Below are 11663 nucleotides of genomic sequence, written 5' to 3' on the forward strand. Positions count from 1 at the left end.
CCGGTGCAAGGGTCAGAACACGTGGACCAGGCGCAGCAATGCCTGGCTGCCGTGGTAGCTGTTGTCGCTGTCCACGTCTTGGGTGAAGGCGACCAGCGCCTGGTTCTGTTTGTCGAACCAGTGGCCGACCTCGACGCCTACCTGGCTCACGCGCTTGTGGGTGTCGTCGATGCGCTTGCCGTTGATCCGCAGTTCGCCGCCATCGGCATGGATCAAGCGCAGGGCCGCGTAGGTCGCCTGGCTGAAGTCATAGGAGGCAAAGGCCTGCAGGCGGTAGAGGGGGGCTTGTTTGAGGTCGCCGCCGAAGTAGTCGTCGTTCTTGCCGTAGACCTGGGCTTCAAGGTTGGCTTCCAGCACCCATTTCTCGCCGACGCCTTGGGTGTAGTTGTACACAAAGTGTCCTGCCCAGCGGTTGGCGCCGGGCGACACGTCGGGGTTGTGGCTGTGGTACTCACCCACCGGCAAGCTGATGAGGCTGAGCAGGCCACTGTAGGTGCGGGTGGCCGGGTCGTTGATGAAGAACAGTGTGCCACCGACCTGTGGGTCGCCGACGCCACTTTCACCCGTGCGCCGAGTGGCGCCGGGCAGGCGCGCGTCGATATCCACCACGGGCACGATGAATTGGGGTGTGCACAGGGTGCCGCAGATGTCGGTGAAAACCAGTTGGCGCCAGGCGAAGGCGTTGACCTTGAGGTCTGCCTTGCCAGTGGTGTCGGCAGCGCCGTGATAATCGTTGTTGCGTGTCATCGGCAGGTAGAACACGCCGAGAGTGGTGCCGACCGGGGCACTGAAAAAGTCCCTCGCATTGAGGTCGGCTGCATTGCAAGTGCCGGTTGCCATCCCGGCGGTCAGGGTGAGCTTCAGCGCGCTGTCCAGCCAATTCGCCTGTTTCATCACGTGCGTTCTCTTATGGTTATGGAACTGAGGTTCAGGGCAGGTTTCGGGCACGAGCGTGCCCAGGCCGCTCAAGCCGAGCAGCGATAAAAGGTCAATGCAGGTTCAGCGAGCCTCAGCCAGAGGCGTTGCGCAGCAGTTGAGCGATGCCGGTCTTGTCCCTGACGCCGAGCTTGCTGTAGATCGTGCGGATATGGTGGCGCACGGTGTTGGGGGCCAGCCCCAGCTCGCGGGCGACCTCTTTGTAGGTCTTGCCTTCGCCGAAGCCTTGGGCCACGTCATATTCACGAGGGCTGAGGGTTTGCAGGATGTTCTGCCGGCGCCCGGCAATCAGGTAGAGGTCGCTGGCCCTGGAAATGCTCAGGTGCAACCGGTCGAACACCTGCTCACCCGGCTCGATGGCCACGGGCAGGGTCGGGCCGCTCCAGCGCGGCCAGTTGCTCAGCAGCAACTCGATGAAGCCGCGCTCGGCGCAGTGCAGCGTACCGTGATGGTCACACACGGCCAGGGCCAGGTTGTGCGGATTGCTCAAGGTCTCGCGGGTAGCGATCAGGGTGCGGATCCGGTTGGCCGCGACTGCGGCCGATAAGTGCGGCATGACGTTTTCCAGGAGCACGCAATCCTGCTGGCTGAAGGGCTCGGCCTGCGGTTTCCGGTACAGCGTCAGGTGCTCGGAAAGGCGGGTGACCGGGTCGGTCACAATGATGCACATCAGTTGCCCGATCCCATGCCGGCGACCCAGCCAGGCCAGGCCGCCGGTGGTGTCCATGTCGATGATGACCGCACGGCCAGGCTGGCGGTACACGCTGTCGATGGTGACATCGTCATGGCGGATCGACTGCCAGTCCAGCAGGTACTGGCCGGGCAGCTTGAACAGCTGCGAGCTGTGGTCGACCGGCAGGCCATCGATCAGCGCGGCGAGCCCCCACCAGGCTTTGTCGAAGCCGATCAGTGCGGTAAGGCGTTCAATCATGCAGCCGTGGAAGTGCTCGATGCTCCGGGTCTGGGCCAGGCGCTGGATCTCGAGAACGGTATTACTGAACACGCTCAGCAAGCGGTTGTGCTCATCGCTCATGCGGTGTCTCTCCAGGCGACTTTCTTATTGTTCTGGACGCGGAATCGTTGGGGCCTGACGGGGTCGCGTTGGCAGGGCCTGTGGTTTGAAGTATTCGCGCACTCTCCCGAGATCACCATCCTACAGATGCAGGATGATGCCCGCATTCAGGCGCTGTGGCAGCCTGCAACAAGGTAGGCGGCAGCCATTGGCAAGACGGGGGCCAGTGCTGGGCGCACAGTGGGCCTACACGGCGGCACGCCGGGCCCGCGTCCGCTTGCTGCCCTCTACGCCACACACTGAAGCCAAGGGCATGATCCAGATGTCAATCAACAATAAGCTCACAGAGCACCTGAACCGTGGCAGCGTTGGGTTCCCCACCGCGCTCGCCAGTACCGTCGGCCTGATCATGGCAAGCCCGGTTATCCTCACTGCGACCATGGGCTTCGGCATCGGCGGCAGCGCCTTTGCCGTGGCCATGGTGATCGCCGCAGTGATGATGCTGGCGCAAGCGACCACCTTCGCCGAGGCGGCGTCGATCCTGCCGACCACGGGCTCGGTCTACGACTACATCAACTGCGGCCTGGGCCGTTTCTTCGCCATTACTGGCACCCTGTCGGCCTACCTGATCGTGCATGTCTTTGCCGGCACCGCCGAGACCATCCTCGCTGGTGTGATGGCCCTGGTGAATTTCGAACACCTCAATACCTTGGCTGAGTCCGCCGGTGGCTCCTGGCTGCTGGGCGTCGCTTTCGTGGTGGTGTTCGGCGTACTCAACGCCTTTGGCGTCAGCGCCTTTGGGCGCGCCGAAGTGGTGCTGACCTTTGGCATGTGGACCACCCTGATGGTATTCGGCGTGCTCGGCCTGATCGCTGCACCGGCGGTGGAGTTGGATGGGCTGTTCGGCGAGTCCATGGTCGGCACCGACCTGGTCACCATCCTCTCGCTGGTCGGCATGGCGATGTTCATGTTCGTTGGCTGCGAGTTCGTCACGCCGCTGGCTCCGGACCTGCGCCAGTCGGCCAAGGTAATGCCAAGGGCCATGGCCCTCGGTCTGCTGGGTGTCGCCAGTTGCATGTTCATCTATGGCGCGGCGATGAAGCGCCAGGTCGAGAACGTCGTGCTGGACGCGGCCAGCGGCGTGCACCTGCTGGACACGCCGATGGCCATCCCGCAGTTCGCCACCCAGGTCATGGGTGACATCGGCCCGGTCTGGCTGGGCATCGGCTTCCTCTTTGCCGGCGCCGCCACCATCAACACCCTGATGGCCGGGGTACCGCGCATCCTCTACGGTATGGCCGTGGACGGCGCCTTGCCCAAGGTCTTCACCTACCTGCATCCGCGTTTCAAGACGCCGTTGCTGTGCATTCTGGTCGCCGTCCTGATCCCGTGCCTGCATGCCTGGTACCTGGGCGGCAACACCGACAACATCCTGCACCTGGTGCTGGCTGCGGTTTGCGCCTGGAGCACTGCCTACCTGCTGGTGACCCTATCGGTGGTCAGCCTGCGCATCCGCCGCCCGGACCTGCCGCGTGCCTACCGCTCACCGCTGTTTCCACTGCCGCAGATCGTCTCCAGCATCGGCATCCTGCTGGGCATGTGGTTCATCACGCCGCCTGGCATGAGCCCGGCCGACATCTATGTGCCGTTCGCCATCATGCTCGGCGGCACTGCGGCCTACGCATTGTTCTGGACCCTGTGCGTGCAGAAGGTCAACCCGTTCAAGCCTGCCGTGGTCGAAGCAGTGCTGGAGCAAGAGTTCGCCAGTCAGCCCGGTCACTCACACAGCGTACAGGTGCCGCATGTTGGCAAACTGGCGTGAACTGTTCAGCGCCCGCCGCGCGCCGGCGGGCTACCGACCCGGGGTGACGTTGCAGCGGCTGCGCCGCAACCTGGGGCTGGAGCGCTTCCATATGCTGGACGCCGCCCGTGCCGAACTCGTCTTCGAGGCCGGTGGCCGCACCATCCAAGTCAGCGAGCGCACCGAAGCCCAGTTGCTGATGCACTTGGTGATGACCGAGTTCCAGCTGACCGTACCTGCCCGCCAGCAGGGCAGGGTACGGTTCGAGGTGCGCCATACCGGCGCACTCAAGCGCAACGGCCTGGCCTGTGCCTATCGGGGCGGGGACAGGGCGTTGTTCGAGCAGGTCACTGCACGGCTGCTGCAAGACTCGACGCTGCAGGCCGCGCTGATGCCGCTGGACTTCAAGCGGCTGCTGGTCGAATGCCGGGACGCTCAGTGGCAGGTGACCCTGGAGCACATAGGCGGCAGCGAGGTGGTCAACCGGGTGCCGTCCTTTCGTCGCTACATTGCGCTTAGTGCTGGCCAGCGGGTTTCGCTGCAACGCTCACTGGCAGCTCTGGAACAGGCCTTGCTCGCCGCCTGAGCAACGCTGGCATGAATACTGCCCCCTCTACACGCGAAGAATGACAGTTGTGCGCTCATTGATAACATGTTAACAATTGGCGCATAAAAACAATGCTCGCGTGTGGAGGTACTCATGTCGATCCCTCAGGCTATTCCTAACGGACTGGAGCGCTGGACCACGGCCATGCAACAGGTCTGCGGCCGTTTCGAAACCGAGCTGGCATTCAATCGCTCGCTGTTCATCGGTGAAATCTCGACCTTTTCCCGAGCCGGGCTGGCACTGGCGAACCTGCGCACCAACGCCGGCAACATCAAGCGCTTGGGCGACAACGCCGACCGCGACGACGACCAACATTGCTTCCTGGTCAGCCAGCGCATGGGCTACTCCCAGGTGACCCAGGGCGGGGTGAGCATCCAATTGTCGCCGGGTGACATGCTGCTGATGGATTCGGTGGGCCCCTGCGAAATCACCCCCTTCGGCCTGATCGAGCACACCTCGCTGTCGCTCTCCCGGGCCCATGTGCGCCAGCACGTCCCAGGGCAGGGCGCCGTGTTCGGCAAGATCTCCGCGAGCAACGCTTGCGGACGCATGTTGCACGTATTGATGGACCAGTTGTGCCGGGAGGGCGACGAGGGTGGCAGTGCTTCGACCCAGGGAGAAGCCCTGCAGGCGGCCTTCATCGCCTTGCTCAGCCCCGGTTTCGAGCGTGCCGAGGATCTGCCTGGCAATCTGGCGAGCCTCAGCGGCGCCAACCTGCGCAGTTATGTACAAAAGGTCATCGACGAATCCCTTGGCCAGCCCGGGCTGACCCCCGCCAGCCTGGCCAGCCGCCTGCACATCTCGGTGCGCCACCTCTACCGCCTGTTCGAAGAAGACGGCGACAGCGTTTGCCGCTACATCCAGCGCGCCCGCCTCAAGCGCAGCGCCGATGATCTGGCCAATCCCTTCCTCAAGAGCGAATCCATCACCGCCATCGCCTACAAGTGGGGCTTCACCGACTCGGCGCACTTCAGTCGTTCGTTCAAGAAGCAGTTCGACCAGTCACCCAAGGATTACCGCGCCCAGGTGCTTGCCAGCGCCTAGCCATAAAAAAAACCACTGGAGCCTTGAGGCCCCAGTGGCTCGGTGTTCCCTCGCTGGCTCAGGCCACGGCAAGGTAGTGCTTGACGAAGGTCTCGCTCAGCACTTCCCACAGCACCGCTGTGCCCTTGGTGACGAACCAGCTGTCGCCGGCCTTGTAACGGGTGACCTGACCGGTGGATTCGTCGGTCAGCTGGATCTCCCCAGTGACGATCACCGCCTGTTCGCTGAACGGGTAGACCATGCGGAACTTGCCCTGGGTGGTGCCGAAGTAGGCGCTGCTGACCGGGTCGGTCGGCGCGCCGTGGGTCATTTTGCCGAAAGCCTTGACTTCGCCTTCGAGGATTTCCGAGCCCAGGTCGGCAACGGTGCCCCAGGCGTCGAGTTCGGACAGTTGAATACCGTGTTTGACGGCGGTGAGGGTCATGGCAGTTCTCCAGTGAGTGAGGGTGGAAATCAACGGCGGCCGTTGAAGAAACCGGACAGCTGGTGCACGGTTTTGCCGGCACTGAGCAGCAGAGGGCGAATGTGGTCCTTGCCGAGGATGCGGGCATGCTTGACCGAACTGATCAGGTCGTAGCGCGAGGAGCCTTCGTGCATGCCTTCGGCGAGGATCTTGCAGATGATGTGGCTAGGCGTGACACCGAAGCCCGAGTAACCCTGGACATAGAAGGCGTTGGGGCGGTTGCTCAGGGTGCCGATCTGCGGGAACAGGTTGGCACTGGTGGCCATCGGACCGCCCCAGGCCAGGTCGATGCGCACGTCCTTGAGGTAGGGGAAGATCTTCAGCATCAGGGCCCGGTTCCAGGCCTTGAGGTCCTTGGGAATGTGCTCGATGAAAGGCGTGGCTGCGCCGAACAGCAGACGGTTCTCGCGGGTCACCCGGTAGTAGTCGATGACCGGGCGTATGTCGCTATAGGCCCCGCGGATCGGGCTGATGCGCTGGATGAGTTCATCCGCCAGCGGCTCGGTCATCAGCTGGAAGGCGTAGGTGTTGATGGTGCGGGCATGCAGTTCGGGTTCGAGCTTGTTGAGGAAGCTGTCGCAGGCCCACAGCAGCTTGCTGGCCTTGACCGAGCCACGGCCGGTGCGCACGGTGATGCGCTCGCCATAGCTGACCTCCAGCGCCGGGCTGTGTTCGAAGATGCGGGCACCGTGGCCGACCAGCGCCTTGGCCTCGCCGAGCAGCAGGTTGAGCGAGTGCACGTGGCCTCCGCCCATGTGCAGCAGAGCGCTGCTGTAGGCATCGGAGCCGATGATCTGCTTGACGTCGGAGCCGCCGAGAAAGCGGATTTCGTCCTTGCTGTTGATCGCCTTGAACTCTTTCTCCCAGGCACGCAGGGTCTTTTCCTGACGGGCGTTGAAGCCCATGTAGCCATAGCCGTGGCAGAAGTCGGCATCGATGTTGTACCTGGCGATGCGGTCCTTGATGATGCCGGCGCCCAGTTCGCTGATCTCGAAGATCTCGCGCAGTCCCTGTTCGCCGACGCTGCCCTTGATCCTTTCCAGGTCGTGGCCGATACCGGCCATGATCTGCCCGCCGTTGCGCCCGGTGCCGCCGAAGCCCAGGTAGCGGGCCTCCAGCACCACGGTGTTGGTGATGCCTTTTTCAGCCAGTTCCAGCGCGGTGTTGATACCTGAGAAGCCGCCACCAATGATGACGACGTCCGCCTCGATATCGCTTTCCAGCGTCGGGAAGCTCAGGTTGTACTTCTTGGTTGCCGAGTAGTAGGTAGGCGTTTCGATGTTGATCATGGCGCAGCCTGAACGGTTGGAGTTGTTAGGCGACAGGGCTTGCACAAGCGCTGACTCTTGGCCCGTATTGAGCACCTAACGGGCGGTAGGTGTCTTGCCCCAGGGTGCCGCTGGTTTTGACCGAGCCTGCCATCTGGCTCGGTTGGAGGGGCGTCGAGAGGTCGGGGGCAGCGCTCGCTGGCGATGGTCGCCAAGGGTTGAGGCTTACCCCGCGGCCGTCTCAGTAGACGCCGCCGGCGCTGGTCGGTGCGCCAGCCCCGTCCTTGAACTTGCCCAGCAGCGCCTGCAAGCCACGCATCAATACCGTGGTGTCGACGCCGACCGCGACGAAGGCCGCCCCCAGTTCGATGTAGCGGCGCGCCAGTTGCTCATCGGCGCTGAGAATCCCCGCGGCCTTGCCCGCTTGGCGGATGCGCACGATGGCGTCTTCGATGGCCGCCTGTACCTCGGGGTGGCCGGGGTTGCCCCGGTGTCCCATGGCAGCACTGAGGTCCGCTGGGCCGATGAACACGCCATCGACACCGTCCACCGCCGTGATGGCGTCGAGGTTGTCCAGGCCTTGGCGGTTCTCGATCTGCACCAGCAGGCACATCTGTTCATCGGCCCGGTCGAGGTAGCCGGGGATGGTGTTCCAACGCGAGGCCCGCGCCAGCGCGCTGCCGACACCCCGCACCCCGCTGGGCGGGTAATGTACGGCACGGACCAACTGACACGCCTGTTCGGCGCTTTCGACCATGGGCACCAACAACGTCTGCGCGCCGATGTCCAGCACCTGCTTGATCAGTGCGGTATCGCCGGTCACCGGGCGGATCACCGCCTGGCTAGGGTAGGGGGCGATGGCCTGCAGTTGGCCGAGCATGCCGCGCAGGTCGTTTGGCGCGTGTTCGCCATCGATCAGCAGCCAGTCGAAACCGGCATTGGCGGCCAGCTCCGCGCAGTAGGCGTCGGCCAGGCCGAGCCACAGGCCGATCTGCGCCTGGCCGCTGCGCAGGCGTTGCTTGAAGTGGTTGACAGGCATGTCCATGGGCGACTCCTCAGACGAACCGGCAGGCAATGGAACCGAGCATGTCGTAGTCGACATGGAAGGTATCGCCCGGGCTGGCGGCCACCGGGCGGGTAAATGAGCCGCCAAGGACCACCTGACCGGCTTCCAGGCCGACGTCATAGGCCGCCAGCTTGTTGGCCAACCAGGCCACGCCCTTGGCCGGATGGTTGAGCACCGCGGCCGAGACCCCGGACTCCTCGATCACACCGTTGCGGTACAACACTGCCGGCACCTTGCGCAGGTCGACATCGTGGGGACGCACGGCGCGTCCGCCCATGACCACGCCGGCGTTGGCGGCGTTGTCGGAGATGGTGTCGAAGACCTTGCGGGTCGCCTGGGTGGCAGGGTCGACCTGCTGGATCCGTGCATCGATGATCTCCAGCGCGGGGATCACCCATTCGGTGGCATCGAGCACATCGAACAGGCTCACGTTCGGCCCCTTGAGCGGTTTGCCAAGAATGAAGGCCAGCTCCACTTCGACCCGTGGCACGATGAAGCGCTGGAAGGGGATGTCGCTACCCTCGTCGAAGAACATGTCGTCGAGCAGGGCGCCATAGTCCGGTTCGGTGATGTTCGAGGACACCTGCATGGCCCGCGAGGTCAGGCCGATCTTGTGGCCGACCAGCTTGCGACCGTCGCGGATCTTCTGTTCGACCCAGGCGCGCTGGATGGCATAGGCGTCTTCGAGGGTGATGGCCGGGTGCTCCAGGGAGAACTGGCGCACTTGTTCGCGCGAGCGCTCGGCCTGGTCGAGGCGGGCGGCGGCTTGCAGGATCAGGCTGTGGTCAAGCATGGCGATGAATCTCTCAGTGAGGGTTGACGATGGCGGCTTGGGTGCGCAGCACCAGGAGGCCGCCGAGGGCGATCAGCAGGGCCAGGACGTACAGCGCCAGGCTGGCGCTGTGGGTGGCATCGCGCATCCAACCGATCAGGTAAGGCGCGAGGAACGAGGCGACGCTGCCGAACGAGCTGATCAGGGCAATGCCGGCCGCCTGGGTGCTGTTGGCCAGGAAGGCCGGCGGCAGTTGCCAGAACATCGGCAACGCCGCGCTGGCCCCCATGCCGGCGACCACCAGGCCGCCGAGCACCAACAGCGGGTTGCCGGGTTGCAGGCCGGCCAGGGCGATGCCCAGCGCCGCCATCAGCAGCGGCACGCACAGGTGCCAGCGGCGTTCGCGGTGGCGGTCGGAGGAACGCCCGCAAGCGATCATGAACAGGCAGCCGGCCAGGTAGGGCACGGCGCTGAGCAGGCCGACGCGGCTGTCGCTGGCGATGCCGGCGCCGTGGATCAGGGTCGGCATCCAGAACGCCAGGGTATTGACCGCCAGCATCACCGCGAAATACACGGAGACCAGCAGCCAGACCTGGGCATCGGCGAGGATGCCGGCGAAAGAGGTGATGGCCTTGCGTTGCTCTTCCTGCGCCAGTTGCTCGCGCAGGCCGCGCTTCTGGGCGTCATCGAGCCAGTGCACGGTCTCGAAGTGATCGGGCAGGCACTTGAGCACCACCAGGCCCAGCAATACCACCGGCGCACCTTCGAGCAGGAACATCCACTGCCAGCCGCGCAGCCCGCCCAGCTCATGGAAGCGCTCGAGGATCAGCCCGGACAATGGCCCGCCGATCACGCCTGCCATCGGCACGGCGATGGCGAACAGCGCGGTCACTTGGGCGCGGCGCCCGGCCGGGTACCAGCGGTTGAGGTAGACCAGGATGCCGGGAAAGAAACCGGCCTCGGCCACGCCCAGGAGAAAGCGCAACACATAGAAGCCGCTGGCGCTTTCGATCCAGAGCATGCTGGTCGACATCAGCCCCCAGACCACCATCAAGGTGGCGATCCAACGCCGTGGCCCGACCCGGTCCAGGGCCAGGTTGCTCGGCACGCCGAACAGGGCATAGGCGATGAAGAACAGGCCGGCGCCAAAGCCGTAGACGGTGTCGCTGAACTGGAGGTCGGCCGCCATCTGCACCTTGGCGAAGCCAATGTTGATCCGGTCCAGGTGGGCGAACAGGTAGCAGATCAACAACAGGGGCATCAACCGCCAGGTGACCCTGGCGTGGGTGTGGTCCTGGGCGGCAGTGGCGATGGCTTGTACGCGGGGGGCTGTGCTCATGATCTTGTACTTTTTATTGGGTGAGTGATCAGCGGGGCCGTCCTGAGGGCGGCGTCAGCGGCTTTGGGCGTCGAGAAAGGCGTGCACGTTGTTTGCCTTGAAGTTCAGGGTGTCGTGCAACTCGCTCATCTCGAACGACAGCGCCAGCAACCGCTCGCGTTGCAGCGCGGCGAAGTGCTCCTGGATCACCTCGAACAAGGTTTCGGCCACCTGCTGGCGGGTCGCCAGGTCACGGCCGTGGCCGACCTTCAGGGTCATGTGGACAAAGGCGTAGTCATGCTTGCCGTCGGCCATGCGCCAGGTGTCCAGGCGCACGGCACGGCTGCGGATGCCGCCCAGGGGAAACACGCCGGTGGCGCCCAGGCAGGCGTGGACTTTCTCGAACAAGCCGGGCAGGTCGGCCTGCTGTTCGATGTTGTCGGTGTATTCGGCTATGAAATGCGGCATTGGCAATTCCTCGCAGGGCAGGGTCAGAGCGGGAAAATAGCGTTGATCTGGCCGGTGCCGGAGCTGCCGAAAGGTTCGGTGAGCACCTCGACCGGCTTGTCGTACTCGGCACCGCCGAGCAGGCCAAGCAGCATCGCCGTGTCATGCATGCCGCCTTCGCCGTAACAGTGCGCGGCGTAGTCGGGGAGCATGGCGCAGAACTCCTTGAAGCGGCCTTGCCGCCACAGCTCGACCACACGCAGGTCCATCTGCTTGTCGAACTCGCGGGTCCAGTTGTGGATGTTGGCTTCGGCGTTGCGGTCGTCGGAGAAGCGGTGCGACAGGGACCCGGAGGCCAGCACCAGGACCTTGCGGTCGCTCTTCTCGATGGCGCGGCGTACGGCGGCGCCGAAGGTGAAGCTGTCTTCCAGGCGGTGCCAGGCGCACCAGGCGGCGATCGACACCACCTGCAGGCGCTCGGCGGCTGGCACCTCCATGTGCATGTAGCGCATGGGCACCAGGGTGCCGTATTCCAACTCCAGGCTGGGGATGTTGTGCGCCAGGGTACGCACCCCAGCTTCGTTGGCTTCGACGCCGATCAGCTCACCCAATCCAGGGCAGCCGGGGTACTCGAAGTGCATGTCTTTGATGAAGTGCGGCAGTTCGTTGCTGGTGTACACGCCCTTGAAGTGCTCGCCGCAGTTGATGTGGTAACCGCTGTTGACCAGCCAGTGCACATCGAACACCACTGCGCTATCGGCGCCCAGCGCACGGGCACGGCGGCCGATTTCCTTGTGTCCGGCAATGGCCGCCTCGCGGCAGCCGTGGTGCTTGCCCGGCAGTTCGGACAGGTACATCGAGGGGACGTGGCAGACTTTCGCTGCGAGGACGACTTCGCCCATGATCAAACTCCTGGATCTGTTGTTCTT

General features: G+C 64.2%; 12 protein-coding genes. 3 read left to right on the top strand and 9 right to left on the bottom strand.

The features are described 5' to 3' along the window. Positions 1 to 12 precede the first annotated feature (12 nt). Together ACYU03_RS12655 and ACYU03_RS12660 are read right to left on the bottom strand one after the other, a co-directional pair. Entirely contained in the window at positions 13 to 840 is an 828-nt protein-coding gene (locus ACYU03_RS12655) for a transporter (RefSeq protein ID WP_461891454.1), read from the bottom strand. Between the two features lie 169 nt (positions 841 to 1009). Beyond that, entirely contained in the window at positions 1010 to 1969 is a 960-nt protein-coding gene (locus ACYU03_RS12660) for a helix-turn-helix transcriptional regulator (protein ID WP_461891211.1), read from the bottom strand. Between the two features lie 301 nt (positions 1970 to 2270). On the opposite strand from ACYU03_RS12660, the gene ACYU03_RS12665 reads away from it, so the two are divergent. The 3 genes from ACYU03_RS12665 to feaR all read left to right on the top strand — a co-directional run bounded on the left by ACYU03_RS12665 (position 2271) and on the right by feaR (position 5400). After that, positions 2271 to 3770: an APC family permease gene (locus tag ACYU03_RS12665; RefSeq protein WP_461891213.1), complete on the top strand. Its 1500-nt coding sequence runs from the start codon at positions 2271 to 2273 to the stop codon at positions 3768 to 3770. Further along, positions 3751 to 4335 (top strand): DUF3156 family protein, encoded by a 585-nt coding sequence (locus ACYU03_RS12670; RefSeq protein WP_461891215.1) that lies wholly within the window; start codon positions 3751 to 3753, stop codon positions 4333 to 4335. Before ACYU03_RS12665 ends, ACYU03_RS12670 begins: the two co-directional genes overlap by 20 nt. Before the next feature lie 114 nt (positions 4336 to 4449). Continuing rightward, the gene (feaR, locus tag ACYU03_RS12675; protein ID WP_461891217.1) at positions 4450 to 5400 is read left to right on the top strand and encodes a transcriptional regulator FeaR; all 951 of its coding nucleotides are present in this window, start codon (positions 4450 to 4452) and stop codon (positions 5398 to 5400) included. Positions 5401 to 5458: 58 nt separating this feature from the next. Here feaR and ACYU03_RS12680 read toward each other — a convergent pair whose 3' ends face one another. The 7 genes from ACYU03_RS12680 to hpaD form a co-directional block, all read right to left on the bottom strand. Continuing rightward, entirely contained in the window at positions 5459 to 5824 is a 366-nt protein-coding gene (locus ACYU03_RS12680) for a cupin domain-containing protein (protein WP_461891219.1), read from the bottom strand. A gap of 29 nt (positions 5825 to 5853) precedes the next feature. Next, positions 5854 to 7152: an NAD(P)/FAD-dependent oxidoreductase gene (locus ACYU03_RS12685; protein WP_461891221.1), complete on the bottom strand. Its 1299-nt coding sequence runs from the start codon at positions 7150 to 7152 to the stop codon at positions 5854 to 5856. A 220-nt stretch (positions 7153 to 7372) separates the two neighbouring features. Beyond that, on the bottom strand, positions 7373 to 8176 hold the full coding sequence (gene hpaI / locus ACYU03_RS12690) for a 4-hydroxy-2-oxoheptanedioate aldolase (protein ID WP_461891223.1): 804 nt from the start codon (positions 8174 to 8176) through the stop codon (positions 7373 to 7375). 10 nt (positions 8177 to 8186) lie between these two features. Then, positions 8187 to 8990 carry a 2-oxo-hept-4-ene-1,7-dioate hydratase gene (hpaH, locus tag ACYU03_RS12695; protein WP_461891225.1) on the bottom strand — a complete coding sequence of 268 codons (804 nt, stop codon included), beginning with the start codon at positions 8988 to 8990 and terminating at the stop codon, positions 8187 to 8189. 13 nt (positions 8991 to 9003) lie between these two features. Beyond that, the gene (locus ACYU03_RS12700) at positions 9004 to 10308 is read right to left on the bottom strand and encodes an MFS transporter (RefSeq protein WP_461891227.1); all 1305 of its coding nucleotides are present in this window, start codon (positions 10306 to 10308) and stop codon (positions 9004 to 9006) included. A 54-nt stretch (positions 10309 to 10362) separates the two neighbouring features. Continuing rightward, positions 10363 to 10755 (bottom strand): tautomerase family protein, encoded by a 393-nt coding sequence (locus ACYU03_RS12705; protein ID WP_461891229.1) that lies wholly within the window; start codon positions 10753 to 10755, stop codon positions 10363 to 10365. Positions 10756 to 10778: 23 nt separating this feature from the next. Then, positions 10779 to 11636, bottom strand: coding sequence for a 3,4-dihydroxyphenylacetate 2,3-dioxygenase (gene hpaD / locus ACYU03_RS12710; RefSeq protein WP_461891231.1), 858 nt, complete (start codon positions 11634 to 11636; stop codon positions 10779 to 10781). Positions 11637 to 11663 lie beyond the last annotated feature (27 nt).

Source organism: Pseudomonas sp. X10, assembly GCF_054889225.1.

Excerpts from the sequence above, each read along its gene's own strand:
- ACYU03_RS12700 (WP_461891227.1), bottom strand. The coding sequence starts at position 10,308 with ATGAGCACAGCCCCCCGCGTACAAGCCATCGCCACTGCCGCCCAGGAC.
- hpaD (WP_461891231.1), bottom strand. The coding sequence starts at position 11,636 with ATGGGCGAAGTCGTCCTCGCAGCGAAAGTCTGCCACGTCCCCTCGATG.
- ACYU03_RS12655 (WP_461891454.1), bottom strand. The coding sequence starts at position 840 with ATGGCAACCGGCACTTGCAATGCAGCCGACCTCAATGCGAGGGACTTT.
- feaR (WP_461891217.1), top strand. The coding sequence starts at position 4,450 with ATGTCGATCCCTCAGGCTATTCCTAACGGACTGGAGCGCTGGACCACG.
- ACYU03_RS12705 (WP_461891229.1), bottom strand. The coding sequence starts at position 10,755 with ATGCCGCATTTCATAGCCGAATACACCGACAACATCGAACAGCAGGCC.
- ACYU03_RS12670 (WP_461891215.1), top strand. The coding sequence starts at position 3,751 with ATGTTGGCAAACTGGCGTGAACTGTTCAGCGCCCGCCGCGCGCCGGCG.
- ACYU03_RS12660 (WP_461891211.1), bottom strand. The coding sequence starts at position 1,969 with ATGAGCGATGAGCACAACCGCTTGCTGAGCGTGTTCAGTAATACCGTT.
- hpaH (WP_461891225.1), bottom strand. The coding sequence starts at position 8,990 with ATGCTTGACCACAGCCTGATCCTGCAAGCCGCCGCCCGCCTCGACCAG.
- ACYU03_RS12665 (WP_461891213.1), top strand. The coding sequence starts at position 2,271 with ATGTCAATCAACAATAAGCTCACAGAGCACCTGAACCGTGGCAGCGTT.
- ACYU03_RS12685 (WP_461891221.1), bottom strand. The coding sequence starts at position 7,152 with ATGATCAACATCGAAACGCCTACCTACTACTCGGCAACCAAGAAGTAC.
- hpaI (WP_461891223.1), bottom strand. The coding sequence starts at position 8,176 with ATGGACATGCCTGTCAACCACTTCAAGCAACGCCTGCGCAGCGGCCAG.
- ACYU03_RS12680 (WP_461891219.1), bottom strand. The coding sequence starts at position 5,824 with ATGACCCTCACCGCCGTCAAACACGGTATTCAACTGTCCGAACTCGAC.